Raw genomic sequence first — 19444 nt, 5'->3', positions numbered from 1 at the left:
ACGCCACAACCCATCCAACAACCCGGCACCGGCCCCGACCATCGAGACACGCCGCAACACCCCGCGCCCCGAGACCGACGCCGCGCGCCCCGAAGCTCACGCGGTCATCCCGCCGACCGAGTCATCCGATTCGCCCGCTTCCAGCCCGAACTCGGCCACATCGAACAGCCCGAGCGCGGCATCCGCCTCCGCGGAGTCGAGCCCGCGCACCGACCCGTCGAACCCGGCCGCACTGACCACCCGCGCCGCTTCGGCGGCATCCGCGACCGTTTCCCGCTCGGCCACGGGTAGGTCCACTCCGGAATCGGCATCCGCTGACGTGTTCCGCCCCGCAGTACCGCCGTCCTGCACGGCCGGGTTGTGCTGCACGGCCAGGTCGTCCTGCGCGGAAACCCGTAGCGGGCCGTCCTTTTCGTGGGTCGCCGCGGCGAGGGCGCGTTCCAGCCAGGTCATTTCGCCGGGGGTCGGGACGCCGCGGACGTCGGCGAGGAAGCTCTGGGCGATCTCGGTGTCGCGGCGGCCGTGGACGCGCTCGCGGTAGCGGAGTTCCGGGTTGCCGTCGGGGCGTTGCCATTCCACGTGGACGGCGTGCGGGAAGCGCTCGCGCAGACGACGCAGCGCATCCACCGGGCGCGCCTCGTCGGTGAGGGTGGCGGACACGTAGTCGGCTTCGGCCGCGGCGTGGTCCGGGGATTCGAGCAGGTCGTCCAGCGGGCCGACGAGCTGGGACAGACCGCGGACCACCGGCAGCTCGTGGCGGTGCACCTGGGACAGACCGGAGCCATCCAGGTCAACGATCCAGGCCGCCTTGCGGTGCGAACGTTCGCCGAACGAATACGGCAGCGGCGAACCGGAATACCGGACCGATTCGGACAGGGTCTGCGGCGAGTGCAGGTGACCGAGCGCCACATAGTCGATGCCGTCGAAGGCGGACAGCGGCACGGTCTCCACGCCGCCCACGGAAATGGAGCGCTCCGACCCCGTCGCTTCGCCGCCCACCACGAACGCGTGCGCGAGCACCACCGAGCGGGTGCCCGACCGCTCCGCCAGATCGGCGCGCACCCGCCCCATGGCCGCGTCCAGGATCTCGGCGTGCGAACGCGCCTGCGGCACGCCCAATTCCACCCGGGTGATCTCCGGCTCCAGGTATGGAATGCCGTAGAACGCGATTTCGCCGAACTCGTCGGCGAGCAGCACCGGTCGCGCCACGTCCGCGATGCGGCAGCGCAAATGCAATCCGCCCGCCGCCGCGAAACTCCCGAGCGCCCCGAGCCGTGTCGGCGAGTCGTGATTGCCGGAGGTGGCGACAATGGCCGCGCCCGCCGCCCGAATTGCCTCGAATCCACGATTGCACACCGCAATCGCATCCGCACTGGGAATGGAACGGTCGTACACATCCCCCGGCAGCACCACCACGTCCACCCGCTCGGCCGCAACCAATTCGGCAATGGCCCGCAGCGAACACTCCTGATCGAGCAGCAGATCGACGCCATGAAAGGTGCGCCCGATATGCCAGTCGGAGGTGTGCAGGATCCGCATGCCGAAAGACGCTAGGCGATTGCCCCGACAGGTCGGGCCGCACCCTGGCGAGTCGGCCGAAACACGCCGATGTATGTCGGTGCGCACGCCACGCGACGGTATGTCGGTGCGTATGCCAGCGCGACAACTGGTTTCGTAACGGTCGGGGTAACTCACCGGGTACGTCCAGAGTCGGTTCGGCACCCAACCGACGGCACGGATGCGAAACGGGAAGCGGCTCCCGATCCGCCGCTGAGGTTCCGGGGAGGCGGAATTGCTCCCGACCCGCCGCTGAAGTCCCGGGGAGGCGGAATTGTCGGTGGCATGGGGCACTATCTCGTGCCATGACCGCACCGATGCTGTTCGCGCTGCTTTTGGTGTTCGTTTCGGGCTGTGCCCTGGGCTGGCTGGGGCATGCCGCGCGGGCGGGGCAGCGGGCGGCGGTGGCGGAGGCGCGGCTGGCGGCCATGCGGGACAACGAGCGGCTGTTGCGGCAGTCACTGGGCGCGGCCAGCGAGGACGCGGCACGGCGGCAGTCGCACGCCATCGGCGGGCTGGTCGAGCCCTTGCGCGAAGCGGTGGGAAATCTGAACCGACACATCCAGGAGGTGGAGCACAACCGCATCAACGCGTATTCCGGCCTGCGCGAACAGGTCGCGGGCATGCAGCGGATGTCGCACCAGTTGTCCACCCAGACCGGTCAATTGGTGGCCGCGCTGCGCGCGCCCCAGGTGCGCGGGCGCTGGGGCGAGATCCAACTCGAGCGCGTGGTGGAGCTGGCCGGGATGGCCCGGCACTGTGATTTCGACACCCAGGTGACCCGGCGCGGCGACACCGTGGTGCGCCCGGACCTGGTGGTGCGGCTCTCCGGCGGCCGCCAGATCGTGGTGGACGCCAAGGTGCCGTGCACCGCCTACCTGGACGCCGCCGCCACCGAGGAGCCCCGCGAGCGCGACGGTCATCTCACACGCCACGCCCGGCACCTGCGCAATCACGTGGATCAACTGGCCGCCAAGGAGTATTGGGCGGCCTTCGACCCCTCCCCCGAGTTCGTGGTGCTGTTCGTACCCGGCGATCCCTTCCTGGACGCGGCGCTGACCACCGACTCCGGATTGCTCGAGTACGCCTTCGGGCGCAATGTGGTCCTGGCGACGCCGACCACCCTGATCGCCCTGCTGCGCACGGTCGCGCTGGGTTGGCGACAGGAGGCAATGTCGGAGGATATGGCGGTGGTCCAGCAGCTGGGTCGCGAGCTCTACACCCGCCTCGGCACCACCGGCCGCCACCTCGATCGGCTCGGCTCCCAACTCGGCAAGGCGGTCGACGCCTTCAACCACACGGTCTCCTCGGTGGAATCGAGGGTGATGGTGACCGCTCGAAAACTGCACGACCTGGACATCGCGGACGCGCCGGTGCCGGAGATCCGCTCGGTCGAATCGTGGCCGCGGGCCGTCGGCTTCTCCGACGGAGGTGATGCCTGAGCAATCACTTGGTCCCAGCCCGGTAGGGCCATAGCTATCGCCGAGTTCATGCGATTACCGATACCCGCGTGATGTCGCCTGCCTCGCGAAACACGGACATGCCTTAGTGTGCTTGACGTGGCAGTTACCCAACGCGAGCGAACCGAGGTGCCCCCGTCGCACCGTTCGATCCTGCCGTCGGTTCCCGGCGTCCCCGCCGGAGCCGCGGTACTGATCGCCGTGACGTGCACGTTCATCGGGTTCTTGGTCGACGGCCGCACCGCGGGCACCCGTCCGCAGGGTGACGAAATGACCGGCACCTTCGCGGCGTTCTACACCGTGGGCTGTGTGCTGGCGGTGCTCGCGATTCGCTACCGGGGACTGTTCACCGCGCTGGTGCTGCCGCCGCTGCTGTTGTTCGTCACGGTGCCGCTGTACTCGCAACTCCTATTGGGTTCCTCCGGCAGTCTCAAACTCAGGGAACTCCTGCTGAATCTGGCCATCCCACTGGTGAATCGATTCCCCACCATGGCCCTGGCCACCGTGCTGGTGTTGATCATCGGCGGGATCCGGATCGCGCTGCACCGCCGCGAGGCCAAGTCCGACGCGAGCGGCGAATCACGCCCGGCCCGAGCCCGCGGCACGCGCCCGGGCGGCGCCCGCGCCCAGCGCACCCGCTCCGCCGATTCCAAGGACCCGGCCAGACGCCGCTTCCGTCCCGGCGCCGAGGCCGACACCGACCGGCCCGGCACCGATTCCGCCCGCCCGTCCCGCCGCGCCACCGGCCGGGTCGCCGCCGGCCCGCCCCGGGTGGGCGCCGACCGCGAGCCCCGCGAGGGCCGTCGCCGCCGTGCCCAGGATCCGGATCAGGCCGCCGCCGACCGCACCCCGCCCGCGTCCGAGGGCCGTCGCCGCCGCCCCGAGCAGACCGGCGCCGCCGACGACGGTCGCCGCCGCGCCCAGTACGGCGAGACACCGCGCACCGGTGAGCGCCGCGCCGTCCCGGCCGATCGCCCCCGCACCGGTGAGCGCCGCGCGGTCCCCAACGACCGCCGCGCCGCTCCCGAAGCCGCGCCCGCCGAGGGCCGCCGCCGGCGCGCACAGAGCCCGGAGCAAGCCGCCGGGCGCGGCACCGAACGCCACGCCGCCCCCGACCCCGACCAGGCTCCCGCCGAGGGCGGTCGCCGCCGACGCCCCCAGCCGGGCGACCTGCCGCCGCATCCCCGGCCGAATGTGCGCTATCGCGAACGCGATTCGGGCCGCATCGAGCGTTGAACCGGAAATCCGGTTCGGCGACACGCGAGCGACACGCGCCGTAGATTTCCGGCAAATACGAAATCCGGCACCGAATAGGATCCCCCGGATAGCAATTCGCGCCCTCCACAACGAATGTGGCGGGCGCGAATACGTTTCGGAATGGATCAGGCCCGCGCGGCGCGAAGTTCGCGCGGCAGCGAGAAAACCAGCGTCTCATTGGCGGTGGTCACCGGCACCACCGCACCGAAACCGTGCTCGGCCAACAGTTCCAACACACCCTCCACGAGAATCTCCGGAACCGAAGCGCCCGAGGTGACACCGACCGTGCGCACCCCTTCCAGCCACGCGGTATCGACCTCGCGCGCGAAATCGACCAGGTGCGCGGCCCCGGCCCCGGCGGTCAGCGCGACCTCGACCAGCCGCACCGAGTTCGACGAATTGCGCGAGCCGACCACGATCACCAGATCGCATTCGGGCGCCATGGCCTTCACCGCGGTCTGCCGGTTGGAGGTGGCGTAGCAGATGTCGTCGCTGGGCGGATCCTGCAGCTTGGGGAAGCGCTGGCGCAGCCGATTGACCGTCTCCATGGTCTCGTCCACCGACAGCGTGGTCTGGGAGAGCCAGATCACCTTGTTCTCGTCGCGCACGGTGACCTGATCGACCGCGTCCGGGCCGTCCACCAGCTGTACGTGCTCGGGAGCCTCACCCGCGGTGCCCTCGACCTCTTCGTGGCCCTCGTGACCGATGAGCAGAATGTCGAAGTCGTCGCGCGCGAAGCGCTTGGCCTCCTGGTGCACCTTGGTGACCAGCGGGCAGGTGGCGTCGATGGTGTGCAGGTTGCGCTCGGCGGCGGATTCGTGCACGGCCGGGGAGACGCCGTGCGCGGAGAACACCACGAGCGCGCCCTCGGGCACCTCGTCGGTCTCGTCGACGAAAATCACACCGCGCTCGCGCAGCGTTTCCACCACGTGCCGGTTGTGCACGATTTCCTTGCGGACATAGATGGGGGCGCCGTGCTTTTCGAGCGCCTTCTCCACCGTTTCGACCGCCCGGTCCACACCGGCGCAGTAGCCGCGCGGTTCCGCGAGGAGTACTCGCTTGGGAGCGTCGGCATCACCCGCCGCCGACCGGACGATTCCGACGTTCAAAGGGATTGCCGAGGACATGCCTCACAGAATACGTGTGCGCCCCGGCGCGCATTCGCGCGGAGGTTAGGCGTAACCTCCGCATTCGCTCCGGCCGTGCGCTTGGCTGAAGGACGGCTACGCCGACGGCGCCCATTGGGTCACAATCACTTTTCATGCCTTCTCACCTTTGCATCACACGGTCTTTCGGGCAGGCTAGGGGCATGGTCCGACCTCCGTTCCTGGCCCGGGTCGCCGCCGGGGCTGCCGTCTATGCTCTCGAGGAAACTCGTCGGCTACCGACGACCGCAATCAATTTCCCGATCACCGCGATCAGCCAGATGCTGCAGACCACCATGCACCTCCAGCAGTTCGTGACCAGCCTCGCCCTCAAGGGCGACGAGGTTTTCGACCGTTTGATCAACCAGCCGGAAGAGCAGCCGGCGTGGGCCACCTTCGATGAGGACGAGGCCGACGAGCAAACGCCGAGCTTCGCCCCCGAATCGGTACGGCAGAGCCGTTTCGACCTCTTTACGGAGCCGGAACCGCCCGCCGCCGAACCGGTTGTAGCCGTCGATCCGGTCGCGGAACCCGTTGCGGCCGAACCGGTCATCGCCGAGTCGGCCGCGCAGGAGGCAGCCGAACCGGAGACCGCCGAGCCCGTCGCATCCGCCGAGACCCCGGCCCCCGCAACGGCTTCCAAGGTGTCGACCAACGGCCACAACGGCAGCGCCGTCGCCGAGCCCGAGGTGGCCGCCCGCTTCGACTACGCCAACCTGTCCATCGCCCAGCTGCGGGCCCGCCTGCGCCAGCTCTCGGTGGACGACCTGGCCGCCCTCCTGTCTTACGAGCAGGAGACTCTCGCTCGCGCCCCCTTCGTCACCATGCTGACGAACCGAATCGCGACCGTTCAGGCCAAATAACAAGACCTTTCACGACCAACGCCGGTCGACCGGGTGAACACACCCGGCCGACCGGCGTATCTCGTTTCAGGGGTTCGCGCGGATGGGCAACCGCGCGAACCCCTCCGACTCACGCGCGGGTGTTCAGCGCGGGAGCACCGCGCGGAACAGGCCGACCACCGTGCCGCGCAGGAAGTTCTCCCAGCTGAAGTGGTCGTGCCACAGCGAGATTCGGCCGTCGGTGAACTCGAAGGTGCCGCAGACCCAGAACGAGATCTCGATCGGACCCATGCGCAGGTAGTCGGTGCGCTCGGTGAGCACCGCGCCGTCCTCGCCCACCGCGATGTGGTGCATGTCGGCGCGGAAGCCGAAGCGCGGGCCGTTGAGCTGGGTGAGGACCCAGCGCACGCGATCGATGCCGCGGATATCGGGGAGCGAGGTGTTCTTCCAGACGATGCCCGGATCGACCAGTTCCAGTGCCTCGTCCACGATCTTCATCTCCATGGCGGCGAAGAACTCGCGCACCGTGGTGACCGGATCCTGCTTCAACTCGGGTAGCTCGGACATGAGCCGAGCGTAGGCGGGATCGCGGTCGCGGCACAGACATTCGCGGCAACTACCGCCGCGTCGCGATCGCGGCGACCTGGCCGAGATCCTCTACGGCCGAACCGCCGGACAGTGCGAATACCTCTTCGGCGACACCGTCACGGCGCTGCGGGACACCGGCGAGGGGGTGCACGTGGAATTCCGGAACGCCCCCGCGCGGGTCTTCGATCTGGTCGTCGGCTGCGACGGCATCCACTCACGGGTGCGCAAGCTGGCCTTCGGGCCGGAGGCGGACTTCGTCACCCACGACAGCTACTACTACGCCATCGCGGGCGCCTCGGCCTGGCAGGACATGCCGGAGGGAAACCGGCAGCGGGCGCGATCCCTCGGCTGCAACGCCCCCGGACGCTTCGCGATGACGGGCGGAAACAAGGCGGCGCAGATGTATCTGTTCGCCTCACCCGCGCTCGACTACTCGCGCGACGATTTCGACCAGCAGCGCGCGATCATTGCCGAGCGGTTCGCCGGAATGGGCTGGGAGGTGCCGCGCATGCTGGCCGAACTCCCCTACCTGGACGACTTCTACCTGGACGCCATCGCCAAGGTGAGGATGAAGAACTTCACGAGCGGGCGGGTGGCGCTGCTGGGCGATTCCGCCTGGGGCCACGCGCTGAACGGGTTCGGCACGGGCTCGGCGATAGTCGGGGCCTATGTGCTGGCGGGCGAATTGGCCGCGGCCGACGGTGATTACACCGTTGCATACGCGAGCTACGAGGAAATCATGAAGCGCCTGCTGCGCAAGACCGACGAGGCCGCCCCGGGCCGGTTCCTGGCGCCCCGCACGGCACGTGGCCTGCGGTTCCGCAGGTTCGTGCGTTCACGCGGCTTCAAGATGATGGCGAAGTACGCCGAGAACACGAAGAACGATATCGATCTGAAGCACTACCCGGAACCGGCGGCGAACTGAACCGCCGAGCAGGCGGGCGGGCGCTGACGTGGATGTGGCGGCTTCCGCCGCCACATCCACCGACCGCCATATTCAAATGATGATGCCAAGAGTGGCCAGTGTTGCGATGAGTCCTGCGGCACCAAGGGCGACGAGGAGAGCAGCAAGTCCGAACAACATTGTCTTTTCCTTTCCTGGATCATCCGCGGACGCGGACACTCGAATAATCGATCGATCCGAGTGATCCGTTTCACAGTCGGTTACAGAAAAGGAAAACAAGTCGCTGACCGGGGCTCGGCGATTTTACTTCTTCAGCTCCTCGACTTTCGCCATGGAAAGGACATCGAGACGGTGATCGAGCTCCTCGACGGACAGCTTGTCGCTGATCAGGCCACGATCGATGACCGTTTGCCGGATTGTTTTCTTCTCCTTCAACGCCTGCTTGGCCACCGCCGCGGCCTCCTCGTATCCGATCGCCGAATTCAGCGGGGTCACGATCGACGGCGAGGATTCGGCCAGCTGTCGCAGGTGCTCGACATTGGCGGTCAGACCCGAAATACATTTATCCGCGAACAATCGGGAAACATTGGCCAGCAGGCGAATCGACTCCAGCACGTTCCGGGCCATAACGGGGATATAGACATTCAATTCGAATGCCCCATTACCGCCGCCCCAGGCGATCGCGGCATCGTTTCCGATGACCTGCGCGGCCACCTGGGTAACCGCCTCCGGGAGAACGGGATTCACCTTGCCCGGCATGATCGAGGAACCGGGCTGCAGATCCGGCAGCTGGAGCTCGGCCAGGCCGGTGAGCGGGCCCGAGCCCATCCAGCGAATATCGTTGGCGATCTTGGTGAGGCTGATGGCCACCGTGCGCAGCGCGCCGGAGAGCTCTACCAGGCCGTCACGGGCGGCCTGCGCCTCGAAATGGTCACGCGCCTCGGACAAATGGTCGAGATTGGTCGAAGTCGCCAGCTCCGCAACGACTTTCGCGCCGAACCCGGCGGGCGCGTTCAGCCCGGTGCCGACCGCGGTGCCGCCGATGGCCAGCTCGCCCACCCGCGGCAGGGTGGCCAGCAGCCGCTCGATACCCGCGCTGACCTGCCGGGTGTAGCCGCCGAACTCCTGACCCAGGGTCACCGGGACGGCGTCCATCAGGTGGGTGCGGCCGGACTTGACCACCGAGCGCCACTGCTGGGACTTGTCCAGCAGTGCCAGCCGCAGATGATCCAATGCCGGGATCAGCTCCTTGACGACGGCCTCGGTGGCGGCGAGATGCGTTGCGGTGGGGAAGGTGTCGTTGGACGACTGCGACATATTGACGTCGTCGTTGGGATGCACGGTGACGCCGTCGCGGGCCGCGATGCTCGCGATCACCTCGTTGGCGTTCATGTTCGAGCTGGTGCCCGACCCGGTCTGGAAGACGTCGATGGGGAACTGGTCGTCGTGGCGCCCCTCGGCGATCTCTCCCGCCGCGGCGATGATGGCGTCGGCCTTGGTCTTGTCCAGCAGCCCCAGGTCCCGGTTCACCGCGGCGCAGGCCGCCTTCAGCAGGCCGAGCGCGCGGATCTGCGCGCGCTCCAGGCCCCGTCCGCTGATCGGGAAGTTCTCCACGGCGCGTTGCGTCTGCGCGCGCCACAGGGCGTCGACGGGGACGCGAACCTCGCCCATCGTGTCGTGCTCGATCCGGTACTCGGTCTCGGTCATGATTTCGACCCTATGCCCGTCCCGGAGGCCGTGGGGGTGCCACGCCTGAGGGAATCAGCACACCGCGAGCCGGGAATACGAGTGTGGCCGGACAGTCGCTCGACTGTCCGGCCACACAAGGGTTTTCGCCGATCAGGGCAGCGGCGGGGTGGCGTGCTCGTCGCCGATGAAGTCCACCGAGGCGTACTCCTTGAGCTTGGTGAGGCGGTGATAGGCATCGATCATGCGCACGGTGCCGGACTTGGCGCGCATGACGATGGACTGGGTGTACGCGCCGCCGCCGTAGTAGCGGACGCCCTTGAGCAGGTCGCCGTCGGTGACGCCGGTGGCGCTGAAGAAGACGTCCTCACCGGAGACCAGGTCATTGGTGGACAGGATGCGGTCCAGGTCGTGGCCGGCGTCGATGGCCTTCTGCCGCTCGGCCTCGTCCTTGGGGGCCAGCTTGCCCTGCAGCGCGCCGCCCAGGCAGCGCATGGCGGCCGCGGCGATGATGCCCTCGGGGGTGCCGCCGATGCCGATCAGCATGTCGACGCCGGATTCCGGACGGGCACAGGCGATGGCTCCCGCGACGTCACCGTCGGAGATGAGGCGGATGCGGGCGCCCGCGTCGCGTACGGCCTTCATGTGGTCGGCGTGGCGGGGGCGGTCCAGGATGCAGACCGTGAGGTCGGAGACCGAGGAGTTCTTGGCCTTGGCGACGCGACGTAGGTTCTCCGCGATCGGGGCCGATAGGTCGATGACGTCGGCGGCGTCGGGGCCGACGGCGATCTTCTCCATATAGAACACGGCCGACGGGTCGAACATGGCGCCGCGCTCGGCGACCGCGAGCACGGAGATCGCGCCCGGGGAGCCCTTCGACATCAGGGTGGTGCCGTCGATCGGGTCGACCGCGAAATCGAGTTCGGCGCCGGTGCCGTCGCCGACCAGCTCGCCGTTGTAGAGCATGGGCGCTTCGTCCTTCTCGCCCTCACCGATCACCACGATGCCGCGCATCGAAACGGTGGCCACCAACTGCCGCATGGCATCGACGGCCGCGCCGTCGCCGCCCTCCTTGTCGCCCCGGCCGACCCACCGGCCCGCGGCCATGGCCCCGGCCTCGGTGACCCGAACCAACTCGAGAGCTAGGTTGCGGTCCGGCGCCTCTCGGCGGCTGGATGCGGTCATGACGGGAGCCTCCTTGGTTGTATACAGCTGCGTGAATTGTCGCATTGCGGTTTGCCGCTCCCGGCACGTACTTACGTTTCCCGAGACCGTGAGCTCGGTCGCACCTGTGCCCCATGGATACTGGGGACGTGTCGTACCAAAAGCCGCGCAGTCAGAACGACTACAAGGACCTGATCTGGTCTCTTGCTCCGCTGGTGCTGATCTGCCTGGTCATCGCGGGCATCGCGAGTCAGTGTTCGTTCTCGACCGGCGGCCCCAAGCAGGGCAAGATTCCGGATTTCAACGTGAAGGCCGCGCTCACCGACGACGCGCGCCTGCTGTCCTTCCCGATCCGCCTGCCCGCGCTGCCGGACACCGACCCGAACAAGTGGACCCCGAACTCGGGCAGCCACGACACCATCACCGGCACGGGCGGCGGTGACACCAGCACGGTCGGTTTCATCACCCCCGAGGGCACCTACATGCAGTTGACGCAGTCGAACGCGACCGTCGACGTGCTTGCCAAGAAGTACGCACCCAACCGGACCGTCAGCGGCACCCAGCAGCACGGCGGCCACATGTGGAGCATCTACGCCGAGCCGGGCACCGAGCCCACCTGGATCAGCGACTTCGGCGACGTCCGGATCCTGATCAAGGGCGCGGGCAACGGGGCCGCGTTCGATACCCTCTCCACCGCGATGGGTCAGGCCCAGCCGCTCCCGCGCAGCTGATTCCGGGAGCGGGCCGGGTTCCCGGCCATTGCTCCGGGTTCTCTTCTCACTCCTCCGGGTTGCGGTGCGCAAGCGCATCTTCGACGCGCTTGCGGGCACCCGCCAGATGCTGTTCGCAACGGTTGGCGAGGGCTTCGCCGCGCTCCCAGAGCGCCAGGGAGTCATCCAGATCCATGCCGCCCTGCTCGAGCATCTTGACGACATTCACCAGTTCGTCGCGCGCCCGCTCGTACCCGAAGGGGGCGATCTCGGTGCGGTCGTCCTCGGTCATTCGGATTCCTTTCGGGTGGGGCGGGGAGCCAGGGATTGGGAGCCGAGCGCGGCCGCGGAGATCGCGCCGTCGGCCACCCGGATGCGAAGCTGAGTGCCCGGTGGCGAGTCCTCGATGGCGCGAACCACCTCGCGATCCTTGCCGACGACCTTCTGCACCACGGCGTAGCCGCGGGCCAGGGTGGCGGACGGGCCGACCGCGGATAGCTTTTCACGCAGGTGACGCGCGGTCGTGGACTCGCCGGTAAGCCGATGATCGATGGCCCGCTGCGCGCTCGCACGCAACCGTTCGACCTCGTCGTGTCGCTGATCCAGCAGACGCAGCGGGTCGGCCAGCACCGGGCGGGAACGCAATTGCGTCAGCGCCCGAGCTTCGCGATCCACCCATCCGCGCAGCGCCGCATTGGCACGCGACCGAAGCTCTTGCAGCAGCGCGGTTTCGGCGGCGGCATCGGGAACGATGCGCTTGGCCGCATCGGTCGGTGTAGCAGCGCGCAGGTCGGCGACATAATCCGAGATCGGATTATCCGGCTCGTGCCCGATAGCGCTGACGATCGGCGTCTTCGCGGAAACAATGGCGCGACACAACGTCTCATCCGAGAACGGCAGCAGATCCTCTACACTGCCCCCACCGCGCGCCAGCACGATCACATCGACCTCGGGATTCGCGTCGAGCGCGGCAATGGCCTCCAGTATCTGCGGCACCGCCGTCGGCCCCTGCACCGCCGTATTCCGAATCTCGAACCGCACCGCAGGCCACCGCTGAGTCGCCACGGTCACCACATCATGCTCGGCAGCACTGGCCCGCCCGGTGATCAACCCGATCCGATTGGGCAGAAACGGAATCGCCCGCTTCAGCCGAGGATCGAACAGCCCCTCAGCCGCCAGCAACGCCTTCAACCGCTCGATCCGCGCGAGCAACTCGCCAATGCCCACCGGCCGAATCTCGGTGACCCGCAACGACACCGTGCCACGCCCGGTGAAGAACGAGAGCTTCCCGTAAACAACAACCCGGCTCCCCTCCTGCAACGGCACCGCCGAACTACGCAGCAACTCCGGATCGCATGTCACCGACAACGACATATCCGCCGCGGTATCCCGCAACACGAGAAACGCCGTCCGAGTGCCGGGCCGCACATTCATCTGGGTGATCTGCCCCTCCACCCAGACCGCCCCCAGCCGATCGATCCACTGCGCCACCTTCACCGTAATGGTACGCACCGGCATCGGATTCTCGGCAGACGAACTAGGCGGCCGCGCAGGCGTCTCGGTGGTCACCGCCCGATTCTGTCAGTGCCCGCCGACGCCCAACCACCCCGCCTTGCCACCGAGTTGATTGCGGCGGCGACGCAGCAATGCAAGCGGCGGCTGCCCGGTCGCGGGGTCGTACACCGTGATCGCCGCGAAGTCGTAGCGATGCCTGCGAGCCAGCTCACGAATCTGCTCCGCATCCCACGCCTGCTGGACGCCTGACACGTCGGTGCGCAGATATCCGACGGACCGACCTCCGATTCGGAGCAGTCGAAGCCGATCACCGATCGACACGCGACCTTGGAACCGATCTTCCTTCGGCGATTCGCTGGGCGTCGGACCGGGTGGATCAAGGCGACAGCGCCCGTTCCCCTGCCTACGTGTACTTCGTGATCTCGTCCACTCTGACGACCAGGTAGCTGTACAAGTCCGGATAGATGTCGTCACCTTCTGTCGGCAGCTCGAGGACGGAGCCCGCAGGGAGCTCGTCCACATCACCTACGAACACGAAGGCCGTGGCGAAATACCCGTTGTCGCTAGCGACCACGTGCTGATAATCCGCAGCGCCGGTGCACGCACCGATCTGTTCATCCCATTTTTCTGTCTCGAACCAGATCTGCGCAGACTCGACCCCCGATTCCCAGCGTCGACCGACACCGATCTCGGCGGTGCCGAGCAACGAGTCGAACAGATGAAAGTGGTCCCAGCCGTCGGCTACCGAAAGTGGTTCCCGAAGCTGGGGGCCCAAAGGGCGGCCGAGCCGCTGCTCAGCGGCAGCCAGTTGTTGCTCTGTCGCACCGGGATTCGGATGACTGCCCTCTTCCAGATCGCTCGTATGCAGCAGTCGTCGCTTCTGCGCGGCGATCTGCTCGATCAGATCTCACCATCTGCCCTGCCCCACTGGTGAACTCATCCCGCTCCCTGACCGATACCCCCGTCCCGGATGAGGTTAGCGGCGTGGGTAAGAGTGAACAGGTCAAGCATGGAAGCGGAATCGAAGCGATCGTCGAGAGATCGAGGCCGACAAGGGCCGCGCTGATTTCGTTGCGAATTTTGTGCCACTCGGCACTCGGCATGTGCGGACGACACTGCACGGCCTTGAGATGCCTTGGGGTCGTTGACCTTCAGCTAGGAACCACGAGCACCCCGCCCGGGCCGGCCGCCGGCGAAATCCGAACCAAGACGGTGTCATGGCGCGATCCGCACGCCACCGCCTCCGACGGTCGCGACCGCTCGGGACTGGAATTCCTCACCGCGTGGATGCGGGAGGAGACCTCGGGCGCGCCGATCGGCGAGCTGATGAACTTCCGGCTGTTCGCCGTCGAAGCGGGAGAGGTCGTCTTCGCCTGCGCCGCTCCAGGGCTTGCCGCTCGGTGATCGATTCGGGGGGTAGCCTGGGGCGCTCGGCAGTGCGGGAGGAGGGTGGTCCCTCGGAGTGCGGCGCTTCGACGCGATCCAAGAGGCGACGGGCGCCTCCCGGGCGATCCTGGTCGCGCGCCTGCGCGGACTCACACAGGCGGGAGTCCTCGAACGCGTCGAGTACCGCGAACCAGGCGCACGCACCCGCCACGAATACCGGCTCACCCCAGCCGGTCGCGAACTGCAACCGGTCCTGACCGCCCTGATGCAGTGGGGCGACAAGCATTTGGCGAGCCCGGCAGGCCCGCCCTTGACCGTCACCCACACCGACTGCGGCGCCACGGTGCGCGCGACACTGCGATGCGAACACGGACACGTGCTCCCCGACACCGGCCGGGATCTCACCGTCCACCACAACCGAGAACCGAAGCGGCACTATCGCCGCCCCCGAATCAGCCCAGCGAGCGGCATGGGTCCCGGGTTCCCGCTGGACTGTCGGCGCAACTCCCTGGCTGGTTTCTGCGATTGATTGGAGCGAGCGGCGATGCCCGATGTGCCACTGCACGTTGGACTTCGGCACGTAGTGCCGGTTCGGAACGCCACGTGAGGATCATCTAACTTCACAGAATGTGACCCGCAAACCCACACCGTTACGGCGAGCGTGATCAGTCGGGGTCTCGCCCCCGAACAGATATCGCAGGGCGTGTTCAGACGTGACTCGGTCTCACCCTAGGTCTTGGTGAAGGTGCACGACACCGCGCTCAATGATGCGGGCGTGCCCGGCGGCTTGATCACCTCGATAGATGTTGGGCAGATGCCGAAGGACCCCCCGCCTGTCATCGAGGTCAACCTCTGGGTCGACCACTCCCTCACTCCGATACCAAAACTGTGCGTTACGACCTCACCGGAAAACTCATCAACATCATCGGCTGACGCCCACCGCGGGACCATCCTTTCCCGCCGCTGGTTGCGCCGACCGGACCGGCCAGCGCGGCGCAAGCGAAGACCAAGTGGCCATGGCGATCTTCGGTGGGGTGGAACTCTCGGCTCGAACGGGGGACGTCGTCGAGGTCGCGAAACGGCTGAAGGCTGAGACCGAGGGGCTCTTGGAAGTTGCGGGGGCGACGGTGGCGGCGCCGTTGGTGCGGGCGGGGCTGGTGGACGAGTTCTTGATCGTGGTGCACCCCACCGCGGTGGGCGGCGGGACGCCGTTCTTTCCGGGGCTGCCGTCGCACATTCGGTTGCGGTTGGTCGAGAACCGGACCTTCCCCGGGGGTGCGGTGCTGCTGAGGTACGAGGCGAAAGGCTGACGGCCGAAAAGCGCGACGCCCGCCGCGTATTCGCGGCGGGCGTCGGCATCGGACCGCGCTCTGCGCCTATTCGCAGGGTTGCACCGTCGGTCCGGCCATACGTTGGCCGGGGGGCGGGCTCGCCTTCGAGGAAGAGCTTGGAGGCGCGGGAGCGGGGTCAGGGGCGGAGGTGGGCGAGTTCGGCGCGGGCTTTTTCGCCCTCGTCGCCGAAGTCGGTGCGGGTGAAGATGTTCCACTGCTCGAGCAGGGGCGTGAAGACGAGTTCGGGTTCGCGGGCGGAGTCGTAGATACCCGCTTCGGCGAGGACCTCGTCGCTGGTGCGCCCGTCGGCGAGTTGGACCACGGGGACGTGGAAGTCGGCGATGCGGTCGGCGATGGCGCGGACGGTCTGGTCGGGGGCCAGGTCGAGGGCTGCGGCGATCAGGTTGGCGCAGAAGACGGTCTGGAGTTCGTCGTCGGCGGCGAGGCGGTCGGCGATGGTGGCGACGATGACATTGTCGGCCAGGCGCGCGGTGGTGCGGTGACGGACGGCGGCGGCGGCCTCTTCGAAGGCGGCGGCGGCGAGCACGTCGAGCAGGTGCATGGGCGGGCGGCGGAAGCCGGTGGTCATGTGCGCCATGCGCATCCGCTCGAGTTCGACCGGGTCGACCGAGCGGGTGACCATGAGGTAGTTGCGGATGAGGATCTCGTGCCGGTTCTCCTCCGCGGTCCAGCGGCCGACCCAGCGCCACCAGTGGCCGGTGCGCAGGTATTTGCCGAGCTCGCGGTGGTAGGCGGGCAGATTGTCGGCGATCAGCACGCTCACCGTGAGCGCGGTCTTGGCGACCTCGCTGAGCTCGGATTGCGCCGGGTCCCAATCGGTTCCGCCGAGGAACGCGAAGTTGCGGCCGTCGTCCCACGGCACGTAGTCGTGGGGCTGCCACTCCGGGGCGGCGGCGATATGCCGCGCGAGGTTGGCTTCCACCTCGCCCTCGAGCGAGGCGAGCAGGTCCCGATCGGCCAGTCCGTTCTGCACGCGAACAACCTAGCGGCATTCGGGCAAATGTGGGGACCTTCGCGAAGTATTCGAATCGGCTATGGAATCGGCCGGATCCGGGACGACACGAGAGCGCCCCGGACCGCTCGCGCTACTTCTCGGTGACGGTGGTCTTGTTGTCGATCCAGGTGATGGAGCCGCCGCTGAAATCGCTCTGCTTGCCGCCCGCGATATCGAACTCGTCGCTGGTCGGGTAGCCGAGTTTGCCGGTGGCGCCGCCGTTTTCCTCCCACGCCTTGCGGATCTCGCCCCACACCACGTGGGTGCCGTGGGTCGGGCTGGAGTAGATCGCGCCGCCGTCGAACTCCTGCACCATGCCGCCGTCGGGCGCGTCCTTGGCCGGGCCGGTGGGCATGCCGAGCGGACTGGTGGCCCCGCCCATCTGGTTGTACTTCTCCAGTACCCCGCCCGCGACGGTGATCTCACCGTTCGGGGTCGAGATCTTGGTCTCCGCGGTGTGGGTCTCGGTCGCGGCGGCCGTGGTGGTCGTGGCCGACGCCGAGTTCTTGTCCTTGTCCTTGTCGCAACCCGCGCCGAGTGCGGTCACGACCGCGAGCGCCGCGATGAGGCCAGCCGTGCGTCGAGCGAAGTGATGCATGTTCCATCCTCCCGAAAGTGCGGCCGAGCAGGAAATTTCCCCGAAAACTACCCTGCCGCCAGCGGGTTGAAACACACGCCGAGCAAACGCCCGGCCGGAGGGCGAGTCGCTCTCCGGCCGGGCGGGTCCTACCTGTCGAGGGGCCTCAGGAGTTGGGCCCGAACTCCTCCAGCATCTCGGTGACCAGCGCCGCGATCGGCGACCGCTCACTGCGGGTGAGGGTGACGTGCGCGAACAGCGGATGCCCCTTGAGCTTCTCGATCACGGCGGCCACGCCGTCGTGCCGACCGACCCGCAGGTTGTCGCGCTGGGCCACGTCGTGGGTGAGCACCACCCGCGACCCGCTGCCCAACCGGCTCAGCACCGTGAGCAGCACATTGCGTTCCAGCGACTGTGCCTCGTCCACGATCACGAAGGAATCGTGCAGCGAGCGTCCGCGAATGTGGGTGAGCGGCAGCACTTCCAGCATGCCGCGCGCCTGCACCTCCTCCATCACCTCCGGGCTGGCCAGCCCGTCGAGGGTGTCGAAGACGGCCTGCGCCCACGGCCCCATCTTCTCGCTCTCGGAGCCCGGCAGATAGCCGAGCTCCTGTCCGCCCACCGCGTAGAGCGGCCGGAACACCACCACCTTCCGATGCGTGCGCCGTTCCAGCACGGCCTCGAGCCCGGCGGTCAGCGCGAACGCGGACTGGCCGGTGCCGGCCCGCCCGCCGAGCGAGACGATGCCGATGCTCTCGTCCAGCAGCAGATCCAGCGCGATGCGCTGTTCGGCCGAGCGCCCGTGCAGCCCGAACGCCTCGCGGTCGCCGCGGACCAACTGCACCCGCTTGTCCGGCGTCACCCGGGCCAGCGCGCTGCCGCGCGGGCTGAGCATGCGAATGCCGGTGTGACAGAGCATGCCCCGCGCTTCGTCGAGATCGATGACGGTGTCGGCGTAGAGCTTGTCGACGGTGGCGGTGGCCACCTCGAGCTCCACCATGCCGGTCCACCCGGAGGTGACGACATCCTGTGCGTGATACTCCTCGGCCCGCAGGCCGACCGCGCTCGCCTTGACCCGCAGCGGAATGTCCTTGGACACCAGCGTGACCCGCTGACCCTCGGCGGCCAGGTTGAGCGCGCAGGCCAGGATCCGGGAATCATTGGTGTCCGTGCGGAATCCGAGGGGCAGTACCGCCGGGTCGGTGTGGTTCAACTCCACCTGGAGCGTCCCGCCCTGGGTGCCGACCGGCACCCGCTGATCGAGCCGACCGTGTGCCAGACGCATGTCGTCCAGCATGCGCAGTGCCTCGCGAGCGAACCAGCCGAGTTCGTGGTGATGGCGTTTGGCCTCGAGTTCGCTGATCACGACCAGCGGCAGCACCACGTGGTGCTCACCGAAGCGGATCAGCGCCCAAGGGTCGGACAGCAGCACCGACGTATCGACAACGAAGGTTTTCGGTCCGGATTCGGACGACTGCGAGGCGCGTGCCCCCTTTGCTGTGGTGCGAAGGCCCTGGTCAGAGCCTGCATCCCGGGTGGGAGCGGAAACGGAGCGTGCATCAGTCACGGTGGGCTCCTTTGCCACTCGCGCGACACCGCGCGAGCGTTCTCGCTGGGCCGGTCAGCCTTGGGGTCTTACGACCCGAGGGCCGGGTGCCGGCCCCCTCGCACTGAGTTGCTCAGTCACGATCAGGACCTCCCGTACGAACCACACCTACGCGGCCCGCACCCCCGACGCTACCGCCGAAATCGCGATCCGGCTCCCCGACTGTCGGGCGCATTGGTGAAGATCGCGTTAACGCCTGTCCGCTCTGGGTGTTTCGTGCAATTCATCGACCAACACCGGGACATGGCTGCGTTCGGGCTCCTTTGTGGCCGTGACCAGCGTCAACGGCCCCTCGGCGGCCTGTTGGCGCAAACGCCGCAGCCCCTCGCGCGCCACCTCCTGCTCGAGTTCGATTCGATACTTCCGTTCGAACTCGGCACGGCGTGTCTGTGGATCCGCATGGAACCATTTGCGCAGTTCATTCGACGGGGTCACATCCTTGGCCCACTCGTCGATCTCAGCCGCCTGTTTGCTGATCCCGCGCGGCCAGAGCCGGTCCACCAGCACCCGGCGGCCGTCGGCCGCGTCGGGGGCGTCGTACACGCGCTTGACCCGGTACCTCGGTTGCTGCGTCATGGGCTCCATTACAGTCGAGGCCATGGCCGAAATCGCGGATCTGGAAAGCTTGCCCACCAAGGAATTGCACGACCGTGCCGTGAAGCTGGCGGCGCGCCGTGGCGACATCAAGTTCCTGTGGGAGC

General features: G+C 67.7%; 21 protein-coding genes and 2 pseudogenes. 9 read left to right on the top strand and 14 right to left on the bottom strand.

Going from position 1 to position 19444, the window contains the following annotated elements:
* Positions 1 to 405 precede the first annotated feature (405 nt).
* Positions 406 to 1539, bottom strand: a pseudogene (locus NS2_RS20410) (exonuclease SbcCD subunit D); the annotation flags it as partial.
* 323 nt (positions 1540 to 1862) lie between these two features.
* Here NS2_RS20410 and NS2_RS20405 point away from each other — a divergent pair.
* Complete coding sequence (locus NS2_RS20405; RefSeq protein ID WP_033088971.1) at positions 1863 to 2999, top strand: DNA recombination protein RmuC; 1137 nt, start codon at positions 1863 to 1865, stop codon at positions 2997 to 2999.
* A gap of 117 nt (positions 3000 to 3116) precedes the next feature.
* Positions 3117 to 4253 carry a DUF6542 domain-containing protein gene (locus NS2_RS20400; RefSeq protein WP_143161451.1) on the top strand — a complete coding sequence of 379 codons (1137 nt, stop codon included), beginning with the start codon at positions 3117 to 3119 and terminating at the stop codon, positions 4251 to 4253.
* A 146-nt stretch (positions 4254 to 4399) separates the two neighbouring features.
* Here NS2_RS20400 and NS2_RS20395 read toward each other — a convergent pair whose 3' ends face one another.
* A complete protein-coding gene (locus NS2_RS20395; RefSeq protein WP_033088970.1) occupies positions 4400 to 5401 on the bottom strand; it encodes a 4-hydroxy-3-methylbut-2-enyl diphosphate reductase in 1002 nt (333 codons plus the stop codon).
* 182 nt (positions 5402 to 5583) lie between these two features.
* Here NS2_RS20395 and NS2_RS20390 point away from each other — a divergent pair, with 182 nt between their 5' ends.
* Complete coding sequence (locus NS2_RS20390; RefSeq protein WP_036546996.1) at positions 5584 to 6282, top strand: lipid droplet-associated protein; 699 nt, start codon at positions 5584 to 5586, stop codon at positions 6280 to 6282.
* 123 nt (positions 6283 to 6405) lie between these two features.
* On the opposite strand, the gene NS2_RS20385 is transcribed toward NS2_RS20390, so the two are convergent.
* Both NS2_RS20385 and NS2_RS37670 read right to left on the bottom strand, forming a co-directional pair.
* A complete protein-coding gene (locus NS2_RS20385) occupies positions 6406 to 6828 on the bottom strand; it encodes a limonene-1,2-epoxide hydrolase family protein (RefSeq protein ID WP_033088968.1) in 423 nt (140 codons plus the stop codon).
* A gap of 49 nt (positions 6829 to 6877) precedes the next feature.
* Positions 6878 to 7000: a hypothetical protein gene (locus NS2_RS37670; RefSeq protein ID WP_256255730.1), complete on the bottom strand. Its 123-nt coding sequence runs from the start codon at positions 6998 to 7000 to the stop codon at positions 6878 to 6880.
* Between NS2_RS37670 and NS2_RS20380 the strand changes: the two genes are divergently transcribed.
* Complete coding sequence (locus NS2_RS20380; protein ID WP_228103005.1) at positions 6974 to 7774, top strand: FAD-dependent monooxygenase; 801 nt, start codon at positions 6974 to 6976, stop codon at positions 7772 to 7774. The genes NS2_RS37670 and NS2_RS20380 overlap by 27 nt on opposite strands.
* 282 nt (positions 7775 to 8056) lie before the next feature.
* On the opposite strand, the gene NS2_RS20375 is transcribed toward NS2_RS20380, so the two are convergent.
* Positions 8057 to 9460 carry a class II fumarate hydratase gene (locus NS2_RS20375; RefSeq protein WP_033088967.1) on the bottom strand — a complete coding sequence of 468 codons (1404 nt, stop codon included), beginning with the start codon at positions 9458 to 9460 and terminating at the stop codon, positions 8057 to 8059.
* 132 nt (positions 9461 to 9592) lie between these two features.
* Positions 9593 to 10624, bottom strand: coding sequence for a class II fructose-bisphosphatase (gene glpX / locus NS2_RS20370; RefSeq protein ID WP_033088987.1), 1032 nt, complete (start codon positions 10622 to 10624; stop codon positions 9593 to 9595).
* A gap of 128 nt (positions 10625 to 10752) precedes the next feature.
* Between glpX and NS2_RS20365 the strand changes: the two genes are divergently transcribed.
* On the top strand, positions 10753 to 11334 hold the full coding sequence (locus NS2_RS20365) for a DUF4245 domain-containing protein (RefSeq protein WP_033088966.1): 582 nt from the start codon (positions 10753 to 10755) through the stop codon (positions 11332 to 11334).
* 46 nt (positions 11335 to 11380) lie between these two features.
* Here the strand turns inward: NS2_RS20365 and NS2_RS20360 are convergent, their stop codons facing one another.
* The 4 genes from NS2_RS20360 to NS2_RS20345 all read right to left on the bottom strand — a co-directional run bounded on the left by NS2_RS20360 (position 11381) and on the right by NS2_RS20345 (position 13534).
* Positions 11381 to 11605: an exodeoxyribonuclease VII small subunit gene (locus NS2_RS20360; protein WP_033088965.1), complete on the bottom strand. Its 225-nt coding sequence runs from the start codon at positions 11603 to 11605 to the stop codon at positions 11381 to 11383.
* On the bottom strand, positions 11602 to 12831 hold the full coding sequence (gene xseA, locus NS2_RS20355) for an exodeoxyribonuclease VII large subunit (RefSeq protein ID WP_052086651.1): 1230 nt from the start codon (positions 12829 to 12831) through the stop codon (positions 11602 to 11604). The genes NS2_RS20360 and xseA overlap by 4 nt, the downstream gene beginning before the upstream one ends.
* A 63-nt stretch (positions 12832 to 12894) precedes the next feature.
* Positions 12895 to 13080, bottom strand: coding sequence for a hypothetical protein (locus tag NS2_RS20350; protein WP_143161452.1), 186 nt, complete (start codon positions 13078 to 13080; stop codon positions 12895 to 12897).
* 151 nt (positions 13081 to 13231) lie between these two features.
* Positions 13232 to 13534 carry a hypothetical protein gene (locus NS2_RS20345; RefSeq protein ID WP_033088962.1) on the bottom strand — a complete coding sequence of 101 codons (303 nt, stop codon included), beginning with the start codon at positions 13532 to 13534 and terminating at the stop codon, positions 13232 to 13234.
* A gap of 12 nt (positions 13535 to 13546) precedes the next feature.
* On the opposite strand from NS2_RS20345, the gene NS2_RS20340 reads away from it, so the two are divergent.
* The 4 genes and pseudogenes from NS2_RS20340 to NS2_RS20325 all read left to right on the top strand — a co-directional run.
* Complete coding sequence (locus NS2_RS20340) at positions 13547 to 13762, top strand: hypothetical protein (RefSeq protein WP_033088961.1); 216 nt, start codon at positions 13547 to 13549, stop codon at positions 13760 to 13762.
* 50 nt (positions 13763 to 13812) lie between these two features.
* Positions 13813 to 14232 carry a hypothetical protein gene (locus NS2_RS36160; RefSeq protein ID WP_147459097.1) on the top strand — a complete coding sequence of 140 codons (420 nt, stop codon included), beginning with the start codon at positions 13813 to 13815 and terminating at the stop codon, positions 14230 to 14232.
* A 58-nt stretch (positions 14233 to 14290) separates the two neighbouring features.
* Positions 14291 to 14743: a winged helix-turn-helix transcriptional regulator gene (locus tag NS2_RS20330; protein ID WP_052086649.1), complete on the top strand. Its 453-nt coding sequence runs from the start codon at positions 14291 to 14293 to the stop codon at positions 14741 to 14743.
* Positions 14744 to 15240: 497 nt separating this feature from the next.
* A pseudogene (locus NS2_RS20325) lies at positions 15241 to 15524 on the top strand (dihydrofolate reductase family protein); the annotation flags it as partial.
* A 157-nt stretch (positions 15525 to 15681) separates the two neighbouring features.
* Here NS2_RS20325 and NS2_RS20320 read toward each other — a convergent pair.
* The 4 genes from NS2_RS20320 to NS2_RS20305 all read right to left on the bottom strand — a co-directional run bounded on the left by NS2_RS20320 (position 15682) and on the right by NS2_RS20305 (position 19319).
* Positions 15682 to 16539: an acyl-ACP desaturase gene (locus NS2_RS20320; RefSeq protein WP_033088960.1), complete on the bottom strand. Its 858-nt coding sequence runs from the start codon at positions 16537 to 16539 to the stop codon at positions 15682 to 15684.
* Between the two features lie 112 nt (positions 16540 to 16651).
* A complete protein-coding gene (locus NS2_RS20315) occupies positions 16652 to 17158 on the bottom strand; it encodes an LGFP repeat-containing protein (protein WP_033088959.1) in 507 nt (168 codons plus the stop codon).
* A gap of 145 nt (positions 17159 to 17303) precedes the next feature.
* The gene (gene phoH2 / locus NS2_RS20310) at positions 17304 to 18704 is read right to left on the bottom strand and encodes an RNA 5'-3' helicase PhoH2 (RefSeq protein ID WP_071812413.1); all 1401 of its coding nucleotides are present in this window, start codon (positions 18702 to 18704) and stop codon (positions 17304 to 17306) included.
* Positions 18705 to 18932: 228 nt separating this feature from the next.
* Positions 18933 to 19319 (bottom strand): DUF488 domain-containing protein, encoded by a 387-nt coding sequence (locus tag NS2_RS20305; protein ID WP_033088984.1) that lies wholly within the window; start codon positions 19317 to 19319, stop codon positions 18933 to 18935.
* Positions 19320 to 19444 lie beyond the last annotated feature (125 nt).

It is taken from the genome of Nocardia seriolae NBRC 15557, assembly GCF_007990715.1.
GTDB classification, from domain to species: domain Bacteria; phylum Actinomycetota; class Actinomycetes; order Mycobacteriales; family Mycobacteriaceae; genus Nocardia; species Nocardia seriolae.
Note: the sequence above shows the minus strand (reverse complement) of the source record. Positions and strands in the feature narration are given on the sequence as shown.